Genomic DNA, 20,775 nt, shown 5'->3' with positions numbered 1-20,775 from the left:
TAGCGTCAGGACCGGGCGCCCACCCCGCGCCCACGACAACGACGTCGATGGAGGTCCACATGACGCTGTACGCCGACCAGGTCGCCGAGCAGGCACCGCAGGAGCCGGGTTCCACGGTCTACGCGAATCCAGGCACGGAGGGATCCGTCGCCTCCTTCCGCTCGCGCTACGACCACTACATCGGAGGCGAGTACGTCGCCCCCGCGAGCGGCCAGTACTTCGAGAACATCACCCCGATCACCGGGAAGCCCTTCTGCGAGATCGCCCGCGGCACCGCCGCCGACGTCGACCGTGCCGTCGAGGCGGGCTGGAAGGCGTTCGCGAGCTGGGGGAAGACCAGCCCCGCCGAGCGCTCGAACATGCTCCTGAAGATCGCCGACCGCATGGAGGCGAACCTCGAGCTGCTCGCCGTCGCCGAGACGTGGGAGAACGGCAAGCCCGTGCGCGAGACCCTCGCCGCCGACATCCCCCTCGCCATCGACCACTTCCGCTACTTCGCCGGAGCGATCCGCGCGCAGGAGGGAGGCGTCTCCGAGATCGACCACGACACGATCGCGTACCACTTCCACGAGCCGCTGGGCGTGGTAGGGCAGATCATCCCCTGGAACTTCCCGATCCTGATGGCCGTGTGGAAGCTCGCGCCGGCGCTCGCCGCAGGCAACTGCGTGGTGCTGAAGCCGGCCGAGCAGACGCCGGCGTCCATCCACGTGCTGCTCGACCTGATCGGCGACCTCATCCCCGCCGGCGTGCTCAACGTCGTCAACGGATTCGGGTTCGAAGCGGGCGCCCCGCTCGCCTCCCACCCGCGCATCCGCAAGATCGCCTTCACCGGCGAGACGACCACCGGCCGCCTGATCATGCAGTACGCCAGCGAGAACCTCATCCCGGTGACGCTGGAGCTGGGCGGCAAGAGCCCCAACGTGTTCTTCGCCGACGTCGCCGCGGAACGCGACTCCTTCTACGACAAGGCGCTCGAGGGCTTCTCGTTCTTCGCCCTCAACCAGGGCGAGGTCTGCACCTGCCCGTCGCGGGCGCTCGTGCAGCGCTCGATCTACGACGACTTCGTCGGAGACGGCCTCGAGCGGGTCAAGCGGATCAAACAGGGCAACCCGCTCGACACCGCCACGATGATCGGCGCCCAGGCCTCGAACGACCAGCTCGAGAAGATCCTCTCCTACATGGACATCGGCAAGCAGGAGGGAGCGAAGCTGCTCATCGGCGGCGACCGCGCCGACCTCGGCGGCGAGCTCAGCGGCGGCTACTACGTCAACCCGACCGTGTTCGAGGGCCGCAACTCGATGCGCATCTTCCAGGAGGAGATCTTCGGACCCGTCCTCGCCCTCACCTCCTTCGACGACTTCGACGACGCGATCGGCATCGCCAACGACACCCTCTACGGCCTCGGCGCCGGAGTGTGGAGCCGCAACGGCGCCCAGCTCTACCGCGCCGGCCGGGCCATCGAAGCCGGCCGCGTCTGGTCGAACACCTACCACCAGTACCCCGCGCACGCGGCGTTCGGCGGGTACAAGCAGTCGGGCATCGGACGCGAGAACCACAAGGTGATGCTCGACCACTACCAGCAGACGAAGAACCTCCTCGTCTCCTACGCGGAAGGACCGATGGGCTTCTTCTGAGTCGGTTCGCACGGGCTCCTCGTTCCTCGTCGCCCGTGCCGCGGTCGGCTCGCCGACGTGGCCGGGTGGGGAGGAGCGGGGAGCGTCCGCACCGAGACGGATCCGCTGGCACGCGGATCCGCCGTTCGGTGCTCGGCCCTTCGGGCGAGGCACCTGGCGGCGCGCGGGAGGACAGTGCTCGGCCCTGCGGGTGAGGCACCTGGCGGCGCGCGGGAGAACGGTGCTCGGCCCTTCGGGCGAGGCATCGGACGAGGGGGCGCCCCCTCATGTTGATCGAGTAGTCCGCGCAGCGGCGTATCGAGACGCCGCCCGGAGGAGTGTCCGGCGTCAGCGGTCGGGCGCACACAGACATTCCGCACCACGAGCGAAGGAGCACCACCCATGACCTCCACGAGGGTCGACGTCACTGCGGAGGCGGCCGGCATGCTCCGCCGGATGACGGCGCTGCACGGGCCGCTCATGTTCCACCAGTCGGGCGGATGCTGCGACGGCAGCTCCCCGATGTGCTTCCCCGCCGGGATGTTCCGCACCGGCGCCTCGGACGTGCTCGTCGAATCGCTCCGGCTCGACGGCCTGGACCCGATCGACTTCTGGATGTCCCGCTCCCAGTTCGAGTACTGGAAGCACACCCACCTCACCGTCGACCTCGTCGACGGACGGGGCAGCGGATTCAGCGTCGAAGCACCCGAGGGCAAGCGCTTCATGATCCGCAGCCGACTGCTCACCGACGACGAGCTCGTCGAGTTCGGGCTCCTCCCCGCCGGAGCCGTCGGGCCCTGAGCCGGCTTCCCTGACCCGTTCCCCCTGACCCGTTCCCGTCGCAGATCCTCACCGACCGGCGACATCCCGGTCCAGCGGTGTCAGCCGCCCGGAGCAGGAGCGGGCGGCGCCTTCCCCGTGCTCAGCTGCACGCCCACCACCGATCCCTTGTCCACGCGGGTGCCCGCGGCCGGACCGGTGCCGGCCACGGTGTTCATCGGCTGCGTCGAGTCGACCTGCGACGTCGCTCCGGGAGTGAGCCCTGCTGCGGTCAGCGCCTGTGCGGCGGAGTCGCTGGTCCGGCCCGACAGGTCCGGCACGGTGACCTGCGGCGCCGCGATGAGCGACTGGTCGGCCTGCGGGAAGTCGGAGCCGCCGTAGCGGGAGTCGATCGCCGTCATCAACGGCTTCCAGATCCGGTGGCGTGCCGAGGGCGCCCAGCCGCTGTCGAAGTCGATCGAGTCGAGGTTCACCCTCGAGCCGTCCGCGCGTGCCGAGATGCTGCCGACCCAGACCGCGAGGGAGGTCTCGGTCGAGGCGCCGATGGCCCAGGTGTCGGCGGAGTTGTCGGTGGTGCCCGTCTTGGTGATGTGCTGGATGCCGTTCTTCGGATCGTCCTCGACACCCGTGCCCTCGGCGGTCACCTTGAGCATCGTGTACTGCATCGCCGAGGCGACCCTCGACGACACCGCCCGGCTGCAGGTCGTCTCCACCGGCTCGATCTCGCGGCCGTCCGCTCCGACGATCGCCGTGATCGCGACGGGGGTGCAGGTCGTGCCGTTCGCGGCGATGCCGGAATAGGCGGTCGCCATGGTGAGCGGTGCGATCTCGTTGGTGCCGAGGACCGCTCCCGGCGACTGCACGAGCGCGGTCCCGTCCGCGCGGTGCACTCCGAAGGCCTCGGCCTGCTTGCGGATCTCGCACTGGTCGAGCAGGTGCGACATCCCGGTGAAGCCCGTGTTCAGCGAGTAGATCGTCGAGTACAGCGCCGTCTGGGTGTCGGTGTAGCCGCCGTCGCCGGCGTTCTTGGGGTTGTAGGAGTCGTAGTCCCAGGTGCCCTCGCAGCTGTCGGCGAAGCCGGTCCAGTTCTTCTGCTTCGAGTCGAACTGCTCGAGCAGGGTGTGCCCGCGGTCGAGCCACTCGGCGAGCGTGAACACCTTGTAGGCGGAGCCGGTCTGGAAGCCGTTGCCGCCGCCCGCGGACGCGTCGACGTTGAGGTTGATCGCCGAGAACTCCGGCCCGCTCGCGATCACGTCCGGGTCCTGGCTGTAGCGCTTGTTCTGCACCATCGTGAGGATGCGCCCGGTGCCGTTCTGGACGGCGACCGCCGTCGCCCCGACGTCGAAGCGCGGATCGGAGGAGGGGACCTGCTCGTCCATCAGCTCCTGCGCGGTCCTCTGCAGATCGAGATCGATCGTCGTGTAGACCTTGATCCCGCCCTGCTTGATCGCCGCGTAGCGCTCGTCGTCGGTCGCTCCGAGCGCCGGGTCGTCTCGGAGGACGTGGGTCACGTAGTCGCAGAAGTAGGCCGCGCTGCCGGCCGTCTGGCAGCCGGTGGACGGCGGGGTGATGTCGGGGGTGATCGCCTCGGCGGCCGCGGCGTCGTGCGCGGCCTGGTCGATGCTCCCCGTCTCGAGCATCCGGTCGAGGATGTAGTCGCGCCGCTCCCGGGTCTGCGCGTAGCCGTTCGCTTCGCCGTTGGCCGTGTCGTCCGGACGGTCGAAGCGGAACTTCTCGGGGTTGTTCACGATGGCCAGGAGCGAGGCGGACTGCGCGAGGGAGAGGTCGGCCGCCGGGATGCCGTAGTAGTACTCCGCCGCGGCCTCGATGCCGTAGACGGTGCCTCCGAACAGCGCGATGTTGAGGTAGCCGAGGAGGATGTCGTCCTTCGAGGACACCTTCTCGAGCCCGATCGCGAGCCGCATCTCCTTGAGCTTGCGCTCGGCCGTGGTCGCCGTCGCCTCCGCGTACGCGCGGTCGCGGTCCGCCTCGTCCGGGATCGACTCGGCCTTCTGCACCAGCACGTTCTTCACGTACTGCTGCGTGATCGACGAGCCGCCCTGGGTGTCGCCGTCGAGGAGGTAGGTGCTGGCGATGGCGCGGAGGGTGCCCTGCAGGTCGATCCCGCCGTGGTCGTAGAAGCGCGGGTCCTCGCTCGCGACGAGCGCGTCCTTCACGGAGTCGGCGATCCGGTCGGCCGGCACCTCGATCCGGTTCTGGTCGTAGAAGGAGGCCAGCAGCGTCGGATCGTCCGGGTCGCCCGCGTAGACGTCGCTCTTCTGCATCAGGCGCCCGACCTCGAGGTAGCTCGGGAGGGACTGGAACGCCGAGATGGTGCCGGAGGTCGCCGCGCCGGTGAGCGCGGCGGCGGGGGCGACCACGAGCGAGGCGAGCAGACCCGCCAGGACGCTGACGATCACGAATCCGAACAGCGCGCCGAGAGCCCCGTGGACGGTTCGACGGGGCTGGAAGACGGGGACGTTCGGTCGCTTCAGGATGGATCCTCTCGCTGCACCAGCACCCTAGGCGAGGCCTGCGACATCCCCGACGAGGCGCGCCACGGCCGCGCCGGACGCCCGTCCGCCCGGAGTCGGCGCGACGGCGCCCGCGCAGGCTCGGCGCCACGACAGCAGAGTGGGCCGACCCCCGGAGGGATCGGCCCCTTCACGGGACGGGCGACGTCTCTACTCGATCAGGTCGCCGTTCAGGTCCGAGATGTCGTTCGGATTGGCCGGAGCCTTGCCCGTGCTCACCTGGAGGGGGATCACCCCGCCGGCGACCGCCGTCTCCTCCGCGCTCGGCGTCGTCGACACGACGGAGCCTTCAGGGATCGTCGCGGAGTCGACCGACTCGTGCATCCCGACGACGAAACCAGCGGCGGTGAGGATCGCCGTGGCGCTCTCGACCGTCTCGCCCGTGACGTCGGGGACCTCGGAGTTCGCCGCCGATCGCGGCGAGTACGCGAGCATCGAGGCCGGCGGTGCCGTGAAGTCGTCGCCGCCGTACTTCTCGTCGAGCGCCGTCATGATCGGCTTCCAGATGGCGTGCCGGGCGTTGGAGGCGCGGATGGTGCCCTTCTCGCCCGTCAGGCTGATGAAGCGCAGGTTCTGCTTGGTGTTGTCGGCGAAGCCGTTGATGCTGCCGACCCAGACCGCCAGGGAGGCGGCCTTGCTGGCGCCCGCCGTCCACACGTCGGCGGCCTCGTCGGTGGTGCCCGTCTTGCCGATGTGCTCGATCCCGTCGAAGGGGTTCGAGGCGTAGGCCGTTCCGGAGGTCATCACCCGCTGCATCGCGTACTGCATCCCTCGGGCGACCTCGGGCGACACGGAGGGCGTGCACGCCGATGCCGGGGCGGCGACGGCGTTGCCCTCGCTGTCGGTGATCCGGTCGATGACGATCGCCGAGCAGGTCGTGCCGTCGTTCGCGATCCCCGCGTAGGCGTTGGCCACCGTCAGGGGCGCGATCTCGTTCGTCCCGAGGACCGAGGCCGGCCCGTTGGCGAGCTCGCGGCCGTCGGCGCGGTGCATCCCGAACGACTCGGCGGTGGTGCGGATGTCGCAGAGGTCGAGCTGCTGCGCCATTCCCATGAAGCCGGTGTTGATCGAGTTCGTGGTCGCGCCGAGCGCGCTCATCGAGCTCGCGTCCTCCGACGGGTCGTCGTTGCGAGGCGAGAACTTGCCGTAGTAGCCGCCGTCGCCCTCGACGTTGCACTTCTGGGGGTAGGAGCTGAAGCCGGAGGTGGGGGAGGCGAACGACTCGTTGACGGTGTGCCCCGCCTTCAGCCACTGCGCCAGCGTGAACACCTTGTAGGTCGATCCGGTCTGCACGCCGGAGCCGCCGCCCATGCTGAGGTCGACGTTGAGGTTGATCGCGCTGTAGCCGGGGTTCGCGGCGAGGAACTGCTCGTCCTGGCTGTACTGCGTGTTCTGCACCATGGAGAGCACGCGGCCCGTCTTCGCCTCGACGGAGGCGGCCGTCGCGCCGACCTGGAAGCGCGGGTCGACGGAGGGGATGTAGGCGTTGAGCGCCGCCTGCGAGACCTGCTGGATGTCGAGGTCGAGGGTCGTCACGACGTCGAAGCCGCCCTGGCGGATGCGCTGGTAGCGCTCGTCGTCGGTCGCCCCGAAGACGGAGTCGTTGCGGAGGACGTTCAGCACGTAGTCGCAGAAGTACGCGGCGTTGCCGGCGGTGGTGCAGCCGGTCGAGGGCTCCGTGATGTTCGGGGTGATCGGCTCGGCGACGGCGGCGTCGTGCGCGGCCTGGTCGATCCGGCCGTGCTTGAGCTCCTCCGACAGGATGTAGTCGCGGCGCTCCTTGGTGGCGGCGTAGCCGTTGGCGGCGCCGTTCGCCTCGTCGCCCGGGTTGTCGAAGCGGAACTTCGCCGGGTTGTTCACGATCGCCAGCAGCGCGGCCGCCTGCGAGGTCGAGAGCTGGCTCGCGGGGATGCCGTAGTAGTAGTTCGCCGCGGCCTCGATGCCGTAGACGGTGCCCCCGAAGAGGGCGATGTTGAGGTAGCCGAGCAGGATGTCGTCCTTCGACGCCTCCTTCTCGAGTCCGATCGCGAGGCGCATCTCCTTGAGCTTGCGCTCGGGGGTCGGGTCCGTCGCCTCCTGGTAGGCCTTGTCGCGCGCGGCCTCGTCGGTGATCGACTCCGCCTTCTGCACCAGGACGTTCTTGACGTACTGCTGCGTGATCGACGACCCGCCCTGCAGGTCGTCGCCCGTCAGCGTGACGGCGATGGCCCGGAGCGTGCCCTGGAGGTCGATGCCGCCGTGCTCGTAGAAGCGCGGGTCCTCGCCGGCGACGGCGGCGTCCTTCGCGGACTGCGCGACGTCGTCCCAGCCGACCTCCACGCGGTTCTGGTCGTAGACGGAGGCGAGGAGGGTCGTTCCGTCGCTCGCGTAGACGTTGGTGCGCTGCATCAGCTGGCCCACGTCGAGGTAGCCCGGCAGGTTCTGGAACATGCCGATCGTGTTGCTCGTCGCCAGGCCCGTCAGCGCGAGAGCCGGCGTGACGCCGACGGTGATCAGGACGCCCGCCACGGCGCTCATCCCGATGAACCCCATGACCGCCCGCAGCGACATCCCGAGCGGCCGGACGGAGCGGCGGGATGCAGTGGGAAGTGCCATGGAGCGGTCGTCCTTTCGACGCGGCGCGGGGCCGCGGAGATGTGAGGGAGGGTGGCGAGAAGCCTCGCGAGCAGTCGCGCGATCCCCCGAGTTCATGGTACGTGACGGGTGCGCCCGCGGGGCGTCCTCCTCCCGGTGGAGATGAGGAGCTGGCGGGTGATGCGCAGGAGCGGGCGCGTCCGGGGTGCTGACCTCGGGTCGATGCATCCGTATCGTGGGGGGAGCGCCGCTCCGAGGGGCGCTGCAGCACCCGTTCCACCCACCGCTCCGGGGCCCCGGGCGGCCGGCCCCGGCAGAAAGCGCACACCATGGCACGCATCCACGACGACGTGACCCAGCTCGTCGGCAGGACCCCTCTCGTCCGCATCAACCGGCTGGAGGGCGCCGACCAGGCGACGGTCCTCGCCAAGCTCGAGTTCTACAACCCTGCGAACAGCGTGAAGGACCGCATCGGCGTCGCCATCATCGACGCGGCCGAGGCCTCCGGCGAGCTGCACCCCGGCGGGACGATCGTCGAGGGCACGAGCGGCAACACCGGCATCGCGCTCGCGATGGTGGGTGCCGCCCGCGGCTACAAGGTCGTCCTCACGATGCCCGAGACGATGTCCGTCGAGCGCCGGGTCCTCCTCCGCGCCTACGGAGCCGAGATCGTGCTCACCCCCGGCAGCGAGGGCATGCGCGGAGCGGTCGAGCGCGCCCGCGCGATCGTCGACGAGACCCCCGGCGCGATCCTCGCCCGCCAGTTCGAGAACGCTGCCAACCCCGAGGTGCACCGCCGCACCACCGCGGAGGAGGTCTGGGAGGACACCGACGGCGAGGTCGACGTCTTCGTGGCCGGCATCGGCACCGGCGGCACCATCACCGGAGTCGGCCAGGTGCTCAAGGAGCGCAAGCCCGGTGTGCAGATCATCGGAGTGGAGCCGATCGACTCCCCGCTCCTCACCCAGGGCACCGCCGGTCCGCACAAGATCCAGGGCATCGGCGCCAACTTCGTCCCCGCGATCCTCGACCGCGAGGTCTACGACGAGATCATCGACGTGACGCTCGACGACTCCGTGCGGGTGGCCCGCGAGATGGCCGCGCAGGAGGGGATCCTCGGCGGCATCTCCTCCGGCTCGATCATGTGGGCCGCGCTCGAGGTCGCGAAGCGCCCCGAGAACGCGGGGAAGACCATCGTCGCCATCGTCTGCGACTTCGGCGAGCGGTACATCTCGACCGTCCTGTACGAGGACCTCCGCAGCTGAGCCCCTCGAGACGAGGCGGGACGCCCCGCTCCGGACGCGACGGTCGGCCGGAGCGCCGCGTCCCGTCCGGACCGGAGCGTCCCGGGCTCCTCGCCCTGCTCCGCGAGGACGTCCGCACCGCCCGGGAGCGCGACCCCGCCGCCCGGAGCGCGGTGGAGGTCGTCCTCTCCTACCCGGGAGTGCATGCGGTCTGGGTGCACCGCGTCGCGCACGCCTGGTGGCGGCGGGGCCTCCGCCTGCCCGCCCGGCTGCTCAGCCAGGCGGCGCGCGCGGCGACCGGAGTGGAGATCCACCCCGGTGCGACCATCGGCCGGCGTCTGTTCATCGACCACGGCATGGGCGTCGTCATCGGCGAGACCGCGCGGATCGGCGACGACTGCATGCTCTACCACTCCGTCACGCTGGGCGGGAGGTCGGCCCGGCGCGAGCGTCGGCACCCCACGCTCGGCGACCGGGTGGTCGTCGGCGCCGGCGCGGTCGTCCTGGGCCCGCTCGTGCTCGGATCCGACGTCAGCGTGGGCGCGAACGCCGTCGTGGTGAAGGACGCGCCCGACGGGGCGGTGCTCGTCGGCATCCCGGCCCGCGATCTGCGCGATCAGGGCGGGGAGGAGGACCCGCTCGCCGAGTCCGGCCGCTCCACCGGCCCGGCGGGACGCGTCTAGCCGGCGACGCTCAGTCGTCGCCCCTCGGCGAGATGTCGCGCGGGGCGCTCTTGATCTGCGCGAAGGCGTCCAGTGCGTGCGCCCGCGTCTCCTTGAGGTCGACGAGGGGCGCCGGGTAGCCGTCCGCGCCTCCGGTCAGCGTGTCCCCTAGCGTCCACGGCTCGTGCACGGCGGCGCCCTCGACTCCGCCGAGCTCCGGCACGTTGTGGCGGATGTACTCGCCGGCCGGGTCGAACTTCCTCGACTGCGTGACCGGGTTGAAGACCCGGAAGAACGGCGACGCATCGGCTCCCGAGCCCGCGACCCACTGCCAGTTCGCGGCGTTGCTCGCTGGGTCCGCGTCCACCAGGGTGTCCCAGAACCACTCCTCGCCCACCCGCCAGTCGACCAGCAGGTTCTTGATCAGGAACGACGCGGTCACCATCCGGACCCGGTTGTGCATGTAGCCGGTGCTCCAGAGCTCGCGCATGCCGGCGTCCACCAGGGGGTAGCCGGTGCGCCCCTGGTGCCAGGCGTCGATCGCCTCCTGGCCGGGGCGTCCCCACGGGAAGGAGTCGAACCGGGTGTCGAAGTTCGCGGTCGCCAGATCCGGCCAGTGGAACAGCAGGTGGTAGCAGAACTCGCGCCAGAGCACCTCGGAGAGGAACCGGTCGCTGCCGTCGCCGCGGTGCAGGCCCTTCGCGTGCGCCTCCTCCAGGGCGTGCCACACCTGGAAGGGGCTGATCTCGCCCCACCTCAGGTGCGGGGAGAGGTTCGAGGTGGCGTCCTCCGCCGGCCGGTCGCGACCGTCGGCGTAGTCGTCGAGCTGCTCCGCGAGGAACGCGCGCAGCCGGTCGGCCGCCGCCTTCTCGCCGGGGACCCAGCGCTCGCGCAGCCCTCCCGCCCAGTCGGGACGCGTGGGCAGCAGCTCCCAGTCGTCGAGGGAGTCGGAGGCGATCTCTCCCGTGACGCCGTCGAGCGAGCGGGGGCGGGGGAGCGGCGCGCGCGGCGTCGGCTTGGCGCGGCAGGCGCGGGCGAAGGGCGTGTAGACGGAGTAGGGGCCGCCCGCGCCGGTCTGCACGGTCCACGGCTCGAACATCAGCGAGCCCTGGTGGCTCTCGGCCTCGAGGCCGCCGTTGCGGAGCGATTCCTTCACCGCCGCATCGACGGTGCGCTCGGCCCTCCCGTAGCGGCGGTTCCAGTGCACGGCTCCGGCGCCGATCTCCTCGGCGAGCTGGAGGACGACGGCCTCGGCCGGCCCGCGGCGCAGGATCAGCGGGGCGCCGTGCTCGCGCAGGTCGGCGGCGAGGGCTGCGAGGCTGCCGTGCAGCCACCAGCGGGAGGCGCCCCCGAGCGGACGGATGCCCGCCGACTCCTCGTCGAGCACGTAGCAGACCGCGACGGGGCCGCCACGGTCGATCGCGGCGCGCAGAGCGGGGTTGTCGGCCAGGCGCAGGTCGTCGCGGAGCCAGACGAGGGTGGGGGAGGTGTCACTCATGGTGACCACCATGATCCGCGAGTCCCGCGCCGCGGCGAAGACCTGGCCGGTCGCTGCGGCCCGTGCTAGCGGGGACGGATCAGGCGGAGGCGATGCCGTCGCGGAGCTTGTCGCAGAGCGCGGTCAGCTGCTTCAGCTCGTCCTCGTCGAGGACGCCGCCGACCTGCTCCGAGATGGTCCTCATGTGGGTGAGCGCGACGCGGCGGAAGAGCGCGTAGCCCTCGTCGGTGATCGCGATGATCGTGCCGCGGGCGTCCGCCGGATCCTCGCTCTTCTCGACGCAGCCGCGGGCGGCGAGCCGGTCGATCAGCCTGCTGACGCTGGGCTGCGTCAGGAGGACGTGCCGGTTCAGGTCGCGCAGCCGTGCGCGCCGACCGGGCTGCCGGGTGAGGTTGAAGAGCACGTCGTACTCGTTCATCGAGATCTCCCGCGAGGGGAACTCGGTGCTCAGGGTGCGCATCACCTGGACCTGGGCGCGGAAGAGCGACTCCCAGGCGGCGACGGCCTCTCTCGACCCCAATGGTCCTCCTTCACGGCACTCAGGAAGCGGTTCCCTGACATCCAGACGCCGTACAGCCTACGCCGGGGTGCTGGGAGGAGGGGAGTCGGAGGAAGGGGGCCGGGGGAACGACAGAAGGCCGGCCGCTGAGGCGAGCGGCCGGCCTTCATTCCCTTGCACCAAGAGTGTCCTGCAATCACTTCTCGCGCTTCCCGCCACAGCAAACGGTCGACGCACTTGAACTATATAACGACCCGGTAACGACGCAACCCTCTCTTTCCTGAATCCTCCCTGAGCCGCCCCGCCCCGCCCGTCGCCGCGCCCGCCCGCGCTCCGCACGACTCTCTCCTGACCCAGGACGCCCCGTCTGCTGCCTCCGACGTCCGCACCGAACCGCAGCCCATCCCTGACCGTCGACGGACACGACGAGCACCCCCTGCCCTCGTCCCCCGCCGACGCGGCCCGGCCCCGTCGTCCTGCCCCGCGAGGCGCGACCCGCCCCGCCACGGCTTCGACCACGCAGCGGGCCGTCGAGCAGCCCTCCAGGTGTGAGGAGCGGTCGCGCGCATCCGTCGAGGTCGAGAGGACGTCCCGCCCTCAAGGCGAACGCGGGAAACGCGTGTCAGCGTTTCCCGCTAGCCGGTCGCGATCCGCTCTCCGAATCGCGACAACGGGTGAAGCCGACCGCGGCGAGGAGAACGCAAGCGTTCTCCTCGCAATTCAGAACAGATCCGGCGACGGCGTCGACGCGTAGCGGATGGCGACGTCGGCGTGGCGGTCGAAGCGGTAGCCGACTCCGCGGACGGTGCGCACGATCTCCTCGTAGCGGCCGAGCTTGGCGCGGAGGCGGCGGACGTGGACGTCGATGGTGCGCTCGTTCGGCGCGTCGTCGTCCGCGGCGCCCCAGAGCGAGGCGATGAGCTCGGCGCGCTCGATGGTGCGGCCCTCGCGGAGCACGAGGTACTGGAGGAGCTCGAACTCCTTGTAGGTGAGGGGGGTGGTCTCCTCGTCGAGGATGACGCGCTTGCGGGAGATGTCGATGACGACGCCGCCGGGTGCACGGTCGGGATCGGGCTCGGCGTCGGAGCGGCGCTTGGCGACGGCGGCCGGGTCCTGCAGCGCGAGGCGGACCACGTCCACGTCGCGGCCGCCGGCGCCCTGCGGGGCGAGGGCGACGGAGGCGTAGGTCTCGGCGTCGGGGGCGAGCTGCGCCGTGACGCGCTTGAGCTCCTCGACCAGGCGGCCGAGGTCGACTCCGGCGGCACGGGCCTTGGCCTCGTCGATGCCGACGTAGAGGGCGAAGCCGCGGGCCTCGGTGCCCTGGGGGACGGCGCGGAGGCGGGGCGCTGCGGGCGCGGCGTCGGCGACCGGCTGGAGGCGGGGCGCCTCGGTGGGGGTGGTGGCGGTGGCGGTGCGGGTGTGGAGGAGGGTCATGACGAGTCCTTGGCTGGTCGGATCCGGGACGAGTGTCCGAGGGAGCGGATCCGGGTGTGCGCGATCGAGCCGGCCCGCGGTGCGCGGTGGCGGCAGAGACGGATGCGGGGCATCCAGGGGATCGTCCGCGCCTCGGACGCTCAGCCGATCGTGACGATCAGCGGGCGGAGGCGGTGCGGGGATCCGGCGAGGTCAGTTCCTCATGCACACATTCGACAGCACATGACGGGGCCACCGGCCATCATCATGCCGGCATTCCCGATGGCCTCGAGGGAGGTCGGGGCGTGCAGGGTGTCAGTCATGTCCGCCAGTAAAGCGGAGGCCGGTGCACGGCGTCAACACTTCCGTGGGGATGGACGGCGCGTCGGGGGTGGTTCCGGTGCTCGGGAGGAGGCGCGCGCCGTGATTGGGGACCTCGATGCGCCCGCTGCGCGGGCTGCTCGATCCGCAGGATGGGCTTTGCCGGACGGTCGCGGTGGGGGCTGTCGAGACCCTCGCTGCGCCGGCCGACCGGCACGGCTCAGCGGGGCTTCCTGTTCCGGGGCGCGACGGAAGGCCCGCTCGTCCGGGGGCCGGCGGGCTCAGCCCGCGAGGCCGTAGAGGCGGTCGCCCGCGTCGCCGAGGCCGGGGACGATGTAGCCGAGCTCGTTGAGCTTCTCGTCGAGGGAGCCGAGGACGATGGTCACGTCGCGGTCGCCGAAGGCCTTCTCGACGGCGGCCAGGCCCTCGGGGGCGGCGAGCAGGCAGACGGCGGTGACGTCGACCGCTCCCCGGTCGAAGAGGAACTGGATGGCCGCGACGAGCGAGCCGCCGGTCGCGAGCATCGGGTCGAGGACGAAGCACTGGCGGTTCGACAGGTCGTCGGGCAGGCGCTCCGCGTACGTGGTCGGCTCGAGCGTCTCCTCGTTGCGTGCCATGCCCAGGAAGCCGACCTCGGCGGTCGGGATGAGCTTGACCATGCCCTCGAGCATCCCGAGGCCGGCCCGGAGGATCGGGACGACCAGCGGCTGCGGGTCGCTGAGCGCGAGGCCGGTGGTCTGCGTCACGGGGGTCTCGATGGTGACGGTGCGGGTGCGGACGCCGCGGGTGGCCTCGTAGGCGAGGAGCGTCATCAGCTCCTCGGCGAGCTGCCGGAAGGTGGGGGAGGGGGTGCGCTTGTCACGCAGCACGGTGAGCTTGTGGGTGATCAGCGGGTGGTCGGCTACGTGGACGCGCATAAGCTCAATCTACTGGCCGGAGCGGCGCCCCACCGGCCGCAGCGGGCCGCCGCAGGAGGGGGAGCGATGCGCGACAGCGATCTCCGCGTCCCCCGCCGCTCCGAGGAGTGGATGGGCCTGGCGCTCGACGAGGCGCGGCGGGCCGCGGGCTGGGGCGACGTCCCCGTGGGCGCGGTGGTCCTCGACTCGGAGGGTGCGGTGCTCGGGCTGGGGCGCAACGAGCGCGAGCTGCGGCGGGATCCGACGGCGCACGCCGAGGTGGTCGCGATCCGCGCGGCGGCCGAGGCCCGCGGCGACTGGCATCTCGAGGGCTGCACGCTGGTGGTCACGCTCGAGCCGTGCGTGCTCTGCGCCGGAGCGATCCTGGCGGCGCGGATCGACCGCGTCGTCTTCGGTGCGTGGGACGAGAAGGCGGGCGCCTCCGGATCCGTGCACGACCTCCTCCGCGACCGCCGGCACAACCACGTGGTCGAGGTGTACCCCGGGGTCCGCGCCGCGGAGTGCTCGCGGCTCCTGCTCGACTTCTTCGCCGACCGCCGCTGACGCCGACCGCCGCTGACGCCGACCGCCGCCGAACCCTCAGCTCGGAGCGCCCAGCCACTCCGTCAGCGCGAGCCGCGTCGCCGCGTGCATCCGCTCGAAGCGCTCCGCCGCGACGTCGTCGGCGAGCACGGCGGCGTCGTAGCCCGCCGCTCCTGCCCACTCCCCGTCGCCCTCGAGCCACTGCGCGGCCATCGTGCCGGTCAGCTCGGGGTGGAACTGCACGCCGAGGAGCCAGTCCTCCACGGCGAACGCCTGCACCTCGCCCGCCGGCGACGACGCCAGCAGCGCTGCTCCGCTCGGCAGCGCGAAGGTGTCGCCGTGCCACTGCATCACGTCGACGCCGGCGAGGTGCCGGAGCGGGGAGCCGGCGCCCTCCTCCGTGAGCACGACCGGGCGGAAGCCGACCTCGCGGGCCGATCCGGGATGGACGGACTCGCCCAGGGCGGTCGCGATCAGCTGCGCTCCGAAGCAGACGCCGAGCGTGGGACGGCGGTGGTGCATCCGGTCCTGCAGGAGCGCGATCTCGGGGCTGATGAAGGGGTGCCGCGAGGTCTCGTAGACGCCGGCGCTGGAGCCGAGCGTGACGACGAGGTCGGGGGCGAGGATGTCGATCGCGTCGAGGTCCGTCCCTGCGACGGCGTCGACGGCGAACCCCCGCTCGGTCAGCATCGGCTCGAGCGCGCCGAGCCCGGCACCGCGCTCGTTGACGATCGCCAGGGCCCGGCGCATCTCAGGCGCTCCCCTGCGGCGCGGCCGGCGGGGAGGCGGCGGGCGGAGCGGAGGCGGCCGGAGCGGCCGCGGCGGCCGTCCCTTCCGCCTCCGTCACGGCCGGACGGGCCGCCGCCGATCCTGCGCGTCCACGGTCGACGTCGGGCTCGAGGTAGATCGTGGTGGCGGTGGGGACGGCCTCGCGGATCCGCCTCTCCGCCGCGTCGATCCCGGCGGCCACGTGCTCGAGGGTCTCGGCGGCCGGGAAGGCGAGCTTCGCGGCCACGAGGATCTCGTCCGGTCCGAGGTAGAGGGTGCGCATGTGGATGACGCGCTCGACGTCGCGACCAGCCTCGAGCGAGGCGCGGATCGAGGCGGCGTCGGCGGGAGTCGCCCCCTCGCCGACCAGCAGGCTCTTCGTCTCGACGCCCAGCACGATCGCCACCACGATCAGCAGGGTGCCGATCATGATCGTTCCGATCGCGTCGTAGACCGAGTCGCCGGTGATCACGGTCAGCCCGACTCCGAGCAGCGCGAACGTCAGGCCGGTGAGCGCGGCGACGTCCTCGAGGAGCACGACCGGCAGCTCCGGCGCCTTCGCCCGGCGGATGAACTGGAACCAGGACTGCGAGCCGCGGACCCGGTTCGACTCCTTCACTCCGGTGCGCAGCGAGTAGCCCTCGAGGCAGATCGAGATCACGAGGACCAGGATCGGCAGCCAGGCGTTCTCGAGCTCGTGCGGCTCGGCGATCTTCTCGATGCCCTCGTAGAGCGAGAAGACGCCGCCGACGGAGAACAGGATGATCGACACCACGAAGGCGTAGACGTAGCGCTCGCGCCCGTAGCCGAACGGGTGCTCCTCGTCGGCGGCCTTCCGCGACTTGCGGCCGCCGAGCAGCAGGAGCAGCTGATTGCCGGAGTCGGCGAGCGAGTGCACGCCCTCGGCGAGCATGGAGGCGGATCCGGAGAAGAACCAGGCGACGAACTTCGTCAGGGCGATGCCGAGGTTGGCCGCGAGCGCCGCGATGATCGCGGTGCCGCCTCCGGATGCGCTCACGTGGTCTCCTCGGGCTCGCCGCTGGATGGTCGGGCCATCCTACGAGGCGCCGGACCGCACCCGGACCCCCTTGCCGCGGGCTCTTCGTAGGATGAGCGGCGTGACCGATGCGCCCGTCCTGCTCCCGTCCATCGCCGTCCTCGGCCTCGGCTCGATGGGGGGCGCGATCCTCCAGGGCCTGCTGGCTCCCGGCGTGCGCGTCGAGGGGGGCGTGCGGGTGACCAACCGCGACTCCGCGAAGGCCGCCGCGTGGGACGGCCACCCGGTGGTCACCGCCTTCGCCACCGCGGACGACCCGGAGGCCAACCGGCGTGCGGTCGAGGGCGCGGCGATCGTGCTCGTGGCCGTCAAGCCGCACATGGTGCCGGACCTGCTCGACGAGATCGCCGACGCGCTCGCCCCGGGCGCGGTCGTCGTCTCCGTCGCCGCCGGTGTGACCGCGGCCACGTTCGAGCGGCACCTGCCCGCGTCCGTCGCCGTGCTCCGCTCGATGCCGAACACTCCCGCGGTCGTGGGCCGCGCCGTCACCGGCCTCAGCGCGGGCACGCGGTCCGGCGACGAGGACCTGGCGCTCGTGCGCCGCCTGTTCGAGACGGTCGGCGAGGTGGTCGAGGTGCCGGAGTCGCAGCTCGACGCGCTCTCGACGATCTCCGGCTCGGGGCCCGCCTACGTGTTCCTGCTGATCGAGGAGCTCATCGCGGCCGCTGTCGCGAAGGGCTTCACTCCGGAGCAGGCGTCGACGATGGTGGTCGGCACGTTCCGCGGCGCGGCCGAGCTGCTCGCGGACTCCGGCGAGGAGCCCGCGGAGCTGCGCCGGCGGGTCACGAGCCCGAAGGGCACCACCGAGCGGGCCGTCGCGGTCCTGCAGGAGGCCGACCTCGCCGCCCTCTTCACGCGGGCGACCGACGCCGCGCTGGCCCGCGCCCGCGAGCTCGCCGCCTCCTGACTCCGCCCTCCTCTCCGCGAGACGCCGCTCGGGTACGCGACACGCCGGAGCGGGCGTACCGGAGCGGCATCCCGCAGAGGAGGAGGAGGGAGGGGGCGCGGGTCAGGAGCCGAGGGCCGCGAAGCGCTCGATGTCGCTGGGGGTGCCGCTGACCACGATGAGGTCGTGGTTCGAGACGACGGTCTGCTCGGTCGCGTAGGTGAAGGGCTTGCCCGGGCTCTTGACGCCGACGACGGTCACGCGGTGCTTGCGGCGCACGCCCGACTCCGTGAGCGTCAGCCCCCGGATCGGCTTGGGCGGGTACATCTTCGCGAGCACGAAGTCGTCGTCGAACTCGATGAAGTCGAGCATGCGGCCCGAGACCAGGTGCGCGACGCGCTCGCCCGCCTCCGCCTCGGGGTAGATCACGTGGTTCGCGCCGATCCGCTCGAGGATCTTGCCGTGCGAGCGCGAGATCGCCTTCGCCCAGATCTGCGGGATCTTGAGGTCGACGAGGTTCGCGGTGATCAGCACGGACGCCTCGATGGAGGAGCCGACCGCGACGACGGCGACCTGGAAGTCCTGCGCGCCGATCTGCGCGAGGGCGTCGAGCGAGCGGGCGTCGGCCTGCACCGCGTGGGTGACCCGCTCCGACCACTTCTGCACGAGACCGGCGTCGGCGTCGATGGCGAGGACCTCGCGGTCGAGGCGGTCGAGCTGGCCGGCCGTGGCGGCTCCGAAGCGCCCGAGGCCGATCACCAGCACCGGGGCGTCGTACCTGATGCGGTCAACCAACGATGGGCCTCTCTTCCGGTCGTCTGAACAACTGCCTCCGCTGGCTCGCGGCGAGCGCGGCGGCGAGAGTCACGGTACCAACGCGGCCCATGAACATCGTCAGCGCCAGGATGTAGACCCCGGACGGCGGCAGCTCCGCGGTGAGCCCCGTCGAGAGCCCGGAGGTCGCGAAGGCCGAGATCACGTCGAAGAGCACGTGGTCGAGCGAGGCCTTGGTGATGTGCAGGATCAGGACGCTCGACACGGCGACCGTCGTCGCGCCCCACAGCACGACCGAGACGGCCAGGCGCAGGACGTCGTTCGGGATCCGGCGGCCGAACGCCTCCATGTCGTTGTTGCCTCGGGCCTCGGCGAAGGCGGCCAGGAACAGGATCGCGAGGGTCGTGACCTTGATCCCGCCGGCCGTGGAGGCCGATCCTCCGCCGATGAACATCAGCATGTCCGTCACGAGCAGGCTCGAGCCGTTGAGGTCGGGGACCGAGATCGTCGAGAAGCCGCCCGACCGCGTCATCGTCGAGAGGAAGAAGGACTGGAAGACGGTGTCTCCCGCATCGAGGCTGCCGAAGGTCCTCGGATTGTCGAACTCGAGCACGATGTAGAGGACGGCCCCGGCGACGAGCAGGATCACGGAGGTGACCAGCGTCAGCTTCACGTGCACCGACCACTTGCGCGGGCGCCGCCAGCCGCGGGAGAAGGCGTAGATGACGGGGAAGCCGATCGAGCCGAGGAAGACGCCGAGCATCAGGATGCCGAGGAACCAGTAGTCGTCCTCGAACGGGGTGAGTCCCGCGGCGTTCGGGGCGAAGCCGGTGTTCGTGAACGCCATCGCGGAGTAGTAGAAGGAGTGCCAGACGGCCTCGCCGATCGGGATCCCGTCGATCAGCATCCGCGGGAACAGCAGGAGCGCGACGATGATCTCGATCGCGGCGGCGCTGATCGCGACGGTGGCGAGCAGCCCGCCGATCTCGCCCAGGCGCACGGCCTGGCCCTCGGCGACGGGGCCGGAGTGGATCCGCAGAGGGTTCGAGTCGCTGGCGACCATGAGCTTCGCCCGGAGCCCGAGGCGGCGCGAGATCGCCAGGCCCATGATCGAGGCGAGCGTCAGCACTCCCAGAGCGCCGATGTTCACGCCGACGAAGATGATCGAGTGGCCGAACGCCGACCAGTGCGTCGCCATGTCGACCGTCGCGAGGCCGGTCACGCAGATCACCGACATCGCGGTGAAGAAGGCGTCGTGCAGCGGAGTGACGGTGCCCGTGGTGCTCGACACCGGCAGCGAGAACAGCAGGGTGAACACGAGCACGAGCGCCGAGAAGATGAGGATCGCGAAGCGGGACGGCGAGCGTCCGGCGAAGTCGTCGATGAGGTCGCGGGCCCGCTCGAAACCCGACCAGGGGGAGACGGGCGAGACGCCCACGGGGCTGCGGAACTGCTGCCGAACCACCACGGCGGATCCTCCACTCGATCGCGGCCATGCTACCCGCTCGGTGCCGGGCTCCCGGGGCGCTGACTAGCCTGGGCGCATGGCTGACATCTTCGGGGTGATCGCGGACGGGACCCGCCGGGACATCCTCGCCCTGCTGCTCGAGCAGCGGCGGGACGGCTCGGCCGAGGGCATGAGCGTGTCGCGGATCGTGGCGCGCCTCGAGCTGAGCCAGCCGACCGTCTCGAAGCACCTCAAGGTGCTGCGCGAGACCGGCCTCGTCACGGTGCGCGAGAGCGGACAGCACCGCTTCTACGCGCTCGAGTACGCGCCGCTGGCGGAGGTCGAGGACTGGCTGCTGCCCTTCCTCGCCGAGGACGAGGCGGCCGGCGCCCTGCTCGACGCTCCGACCGCGGCCCGGGCGGAGTCGCTGGGTCGGGCGCTCGCCGAGCGCACCCACCAGGTCAGCACCGTGGTGCAGGACATCCAGCGGGGCGTCAGCGAGGGAGCGACGAAGGTGGCGGAGGCGCTGCGCATCCGCAAGTGAGGGGCGCCGAGGAGCCGGAAACGGTGGAGCCCCGGGTCGTGTAAGCTCGCGGGAGCCAGTTTTTCGTAAGCGGCCGCCCGTCGGGCGGTCGACCCCCTGAACGTTGTGAGGTCTTCGTGGGTTCTGTCATCAAGAAGCGTCGCAAGCGTATGGCGAAGAAGAAGCACCGCAAGCTGCTTCGCAAGACTCGCCACCAGCGTCGCAACAAGAAGTAGGCTCGCGCCTCTTCCCACTCGAGCGTCCGCCCTTCCGGGGTCGGGCGCTCGTCTGCGTTCTCGGATCATCCCGGCGGCGCTCGCCGTCTCGGCGCCCGTCGCCGGGGCCGCCGTACACTGACCGCATGGTGGACGTGGAGCTGACGCTCGTGGGCAAGCCGGGCTGTCATCTCTGCGACGACGCGCGGACCGTGGTCGAGCAGGTGGTCGCCGATCTGGGCGGCGAGGCGTCGGTCGCCGTCTCGGAGGTGTCGATCCTCGACGATCCCGAGCTGCACGAGCGCTTCGTCGAGGAGATCCCGGTGGTGCTGATCGACGGGCGCGTGCACACCTTCTGGCGGGTCGATCCCGCGCGGCTCCGGCGGGCCCTCCTCGATCGCGGGTGAGCTTCGACCGGGCCGTCCGGACGGAAGCACGACCGCGACGTCCCTCTGACGGGGGACGGGACGGCTCGCGAAAGCTCGCCTCTCGCCCTTACCCTCGTGAGGGGGGAGTGCGCTCCTCCGT

Annotated in this window: 19 protein-coding genes; 9 read left to right on the top strand and 10 right to left on the bottom strand. The window is 71.3% G+C overall.

The features are described from left to right. Positions 1–59 precede the first annotated feature (59 nt). On the top strand, positions 60–1,634 hold the full coding sequence (locus C5C54_RS02280) for an aldehyde dehydrogenase family protein (RefSeq protein ID WP_104233506.1): 1,575 nt from the start codon (positions 60–62) through the stop codon (positions 1,632–1,634). A 381-nt stretch (positions 1,635–2,015) separates the two neighbouring features. Further along, positions 2,016–2,414, top strand: a complete 399-nt coding sequence (locus tag C5C54_RS02275) for a DUF779 domain-containing protein (protein WP_104247017.1) — start codon at positions 2,016–2,018, stop codon at positions 2,412–2,414. An 80-nt stretch (positions 2,415–2,494) separates the two neighbouring features. Here C5C54_RS02275 and C5C54_RS02270 read toward each other — a convergent pair whose 3' ends face one another. Further along, a complete protein-coding gene (locus tag C5C54_RS02270) occupies positions 2,495–4,813 on the bottom strand; it encodes a transglycosylase domain-containing protein (RefSeq protein ID WP_104287699.1) in 2,319 nt (772 codons plus the stop codon). Positions 4,814–5,077: 264 nt separating this feature from the next. Then, on the bottom strand, positions 5,078–7,522 hold the full coding sequence (locus C5C54_RS02265) for a penicillin-binding protein (protein ID WP_159939720.1): 2,445 nt from the start codon (positions 7,520–7,522) through the stop codon (positions 5,078–5,080). A 308-nt stretch (positions 7,523–7,830) separates the two neighbouring features. On the opposite strand from C5C54_RS02265, the gene cysK reads away from it, so the two are divergent. Both cysK and epsC read left to right on the top strand, forming a co-directional pair. After that, a complete protein-coding gene (gene cysK / locus C5C54_RS02260) occupies positions 7,831–8,766 on the top strand; it encodes a cysteine synthase A (RefSeq protein WP_104237779.1) in 936 nt (311 codons plus the stop codon). A gap of 95 nt (positions 8,767–8,861) precedes the next feature. Then, the gene (gene epsC, locus C5C54_RS02255; protein ID WP_104262415.1) at positions 8,862–9,428 is read left to right on the top strand and encodes a serine O-acetyltransferase EpsC; all 567 of its coding nucleotides are present in this window, start codon (positions 8,862–8,864) and stop codon (positions 9,426–9,428) included. A gap of 10 nt (positions 9,429–9,438) precedes the next feature. On the opposite strand, the gene C5C54_RS02250 is transcribed toward epsC, so the two are convergent. The 4 genes from C5C54_RS02250 to upp all read right to left on the bottom strand — a co-directional run bounded on the left by C5C54_RS02250 (position 9,439) and on the right by upp (position 14,055). Next, positions 9,439–10,905 carry a deoxyribodipyrimidine photo-lyase gene (locus tag C5C54_RS02250; protein ID WP_104272830.1) on the bottom strand — a complete coding sequence of 489 codons (1,467 nt, stop codon included), beginning with the start codon at positions 10,903–10,905 and terminating at the stop codon, positions 9,439–9,441. Between the two features lie 79 nt (positions 10,906–10,984). Further along, positions 10,985–11,365, bottom strand: a complete 381-nt coding sequence (locus tag C5C54_RS02245; protein WP_104226067.1) for a MarR family winged helix-turn-helix transcriptional regulator — start codon at positions 11,363–11,365, stop codon at positions 10,985–10,987. 759 nt (positions 11,366–12,124) lie between these two features. Next, positions 12,125–12,838, bottom strand: a complete 714-nt coding sequence (locus C5C54_RS02240; protein WP_104262947.1) for a winged helix-turn-helix domain-containing protein — start codon at positions 12,836–12,838, stop codon at positions 12,125–12,127. Positions 12,839–13,419: 581 nt separating this feature from the next. Continuing rightward, positions 13,420–14,055, bottom strand: a complete 636-nt coding sequence (gene upp / locus C5C54_RS02235) for a uracil phosphoribosyltransferase (RefSeq protein WP_104224850.1) — start codon at positions 14,053–14,055, stop codon at positions 13,420–13,422. A 66-nt stretch (positions 14,056–14,121) separates the two neighbouring features. On the opposite strand from upp, the gene C5C54_RS02230 reads away from it, so the two are divergent. Then, positions 14,122–14,598 (top strand): nucleoside deaminase, encoded by a 477-nt coding sequence (locus C5C54_RS02230; protein WP_219812140.1) that lies wholly within the window; start codon positions 14,122–14,124, stop codon positions 14,596–14,598. 36 nt (positions 14,599–14,634) lie between these two features. Here the strand turns inward: C5C54_RS02230 and C5C54_RS02225 are convergent, their stop codons facing one another. Beyond that, positions 14,635–15,327, bottom strand: coding sequence for a gamma-glutamyl-gamma-aminobutyrate hydrolase family protein (locus C5C54_RS02225; protein WP_104261460.1), 693 nt, complete (start codon positions 15,325–15,327; stop codon positions 14,635–14,637). Position 15,328: 1 nt separating this feature from the next. After that, positions 15,329–16,363, bottom strand: coding sequence for a cation diffusion facilitator family transporter (locus tag C5C54_RS02220; protein ID WP_104287698.1), 1,035 nt, complete (start codon positions 16,361–16,363; stop codon positions 15,329–15,331). Between the two features lie 154 nt (positions 16,364–16,517). On the opposite strand from C5C54_RS02220, the gene proC reads away from it, so the two are divergent. Beyond that, on the top strand, positions 16,518–17,309 hold the full coding sequence (gene proC, locus C5C54_RS02215) for a pyrroline-5-carboxylate reductase (protein ID WP_374953059.1): 792 nt from the start codon (positions 16,518–16,520) through the stop codon (positions 17,307–17,309). A gap of 102 nt (positions 17,310–17,411) precedes the next feature. Here proC and C5C54_RS02210 read toward each other — a convergent pair whose 3' ends face one another. Together C5C54_RS02210 and C5C54_RS02205 are read right to left on the bottom strand one after the other, a co-directional pair. Further along, the gene (locus tag C5C54_RS02210) at positions 17,412–18,083 is read right to left on the bottom strand and encodes a TrkA family potassium uptake protein (RefSeq protein WP_068255410.1); all 672 of its coding nucleotides are present in this window, start codon (positions 18,081–18,083) and stop codon (positions 17,412–17,414) included. After that, positions 18,076–19,446, bottom strand: a complete 1,371-nt coding sequence (locus tag C5C54_RS02205) for a TrkH family potassium uptake protein (RefSeq protein ID WP_244229642.1) — start codon at positions 19,444–19,446, stop codon at positions 18,076–18,078. The genes C5C54_RS02210 and C5C54_RS02205 overlap by 8 nt, the downstream gene beginning before the upstream one ends. 160 nt (positions 19,447–19,606) lie before the next feature. Here C5C54_RS02205 and C5C54_RS02200 point away from each other — a divergent pair, with 160 nt between their 5' ends. The 3 genes from C5C54_RS02200 (at position 19,607) to C5C54_RS02190 (ending at position 20,654) form a co-directional block, all read left to right on the top strand. Further along, complete coding sequence (locus C5C54_RS02200; protein ID WP_104224854.1) at positions 19,607–20,053, top strand: helix-turn-helix transcriptional regulator; 447 nt, start codon at positions 19,607–19,609, stop codon at positions 20,051–20,053. A gap of 116 nt (positions 20,054–20,169) precedes the next feature. Beyond that, on the top strand, positions 20,170–20,268 hold the full coding sequence (locus C5C54_RS02195) for a 30S ribosomal protein bS22 (protein WP_003792170.1): 99 nt from the start codon (positions 20,170–20,172) through the stop codon (positions 20,266–20,268). A 125-nt stretch (positions 20,269–20,393) separates the two neighbouring features. Beyond that, positions 20,394–20,654 (top strand): glutaredoxin family protein, encoded by a 261-nt coding sequence (locus tag C5C54_RS02190; protein WP_104224855.1) that lies wholly within the window; start codon positions 20,394–20,396, stop codon positions 20,652–20,654. Positions 20,655–20,775: the final 121 nt, after the last annotated feature.

This window comes from Rathayibacter sp. AY1F2, from assembly GCF_002930885.1.
Taxonomy (GTDB): Bacteria; Actinomycetota; Actinomycetes; order Actinomycetales; family Microbacteriaceae; genus Rathayibacter.
The sequence above is the reverse complement of the archived record's forward strand: the minus strand, read 5'-3'. Positions and strand labels throughout refer to the sequence as shown.

What these genes read in the sequence shown, in the direction of transcription:
- C5C54_RS02280 (WP_104233506.1), top strand. Translation starts at nt 60, where the DNA reads ATGACGCTGTACGCCGACCAGGTCGCCGAGCAGGCACCGCAGGAGCCG.
- C5C54_RS02275 (WP_104247017.1), top strand. Translation starts at nt 2,016, where the DNA reads ATGACCTCCACGAGGGTCGACGTCACTGCGGAGGCGGCCGGCATGCTC.
- C5C54_RS02265 (WP_159939720.1), bottom strand. Translation starts at nt 7,522, where the DNA reads ATGGCACTTCCCACTGCATCCCGCCGCTCCGTCCGGCCGCTCGGGATG.
- cysK (WP_104237779.1), top strand. Translation starts at nt 7,831, where the DNA reads ATGGCACGCATCCACGACGACGTGACCCAGCTCGTCGGCAGGACCCCT.
- C5C54_RS02250 (WP_104272830.1), bottom strand. Translation starts at nt 10,905, where the DNA reads ATGAGTGACACCTCCCCCACCCTCGTCTGGCTCCGCGACGACCTGCGC.
- C5C54_RS02245 (WP_104226067.1), bottom strand. Translation starts at nt 11,365, where the DNA reads ATGCGCACCCTGAGCACCGAGTTCCCCTCGCGGGAGATCTCGATGAAC.
- C5C54_RS02240 (WP_104262947.1), bottom strand. Translation starts at nt 12,838, where the DNA reads ATGACCCTCCTCCACACCCGCACCGCCACCGCCACCACCCCCACCGAG.
- upp (WP_104224850.1), bottom strand. Translation starts at nt 14,055, where the DNA reads ATGCGCGTCCACGTAGCCGACCACCCGCTGATCACCCACAAGCTCACC.
- C5C54_RS02230 (WP_219812140.1), top strand. Translation starts at nt 14,122, where the DNA reads ATGCGCGACAGCGATCTCCGCGTCCCCCGCCGCTCCGAGGAGTGGATG.
- C5C54_RS02225 (WP_104261460.1), bottom strand. Translation starts at nt 15,327, where the DNA reads ATGCGCCGGGCCCTGGCGATCGTCAACGAGCGCGGTGCCGGGCTCGGC.
- proC (WP_374953059.1), top strand. Translation starts at nt 16,518, where the DNA reads ATGGGGGGCGCGATCCTCCAGGGCCTGCTGGCTCCCGGCGTGCGCGTC.
- C5C54_RS02200 (WP_104224854.1), top strand. Translation starts at nt 19,607, where the DNA reads ATGGCTGACATCTTCGGGGTGATCGCGGACGGGACCCGCCGGGACATC.
- C5C54_RS02190 (WP_104224855.1), top strand. Translation starts at nt 20,394, where the DNA reads ATGGTGGACGTGGAGCTGACGCTCGTGGGCAAGCCGGGCTGTCATCTC.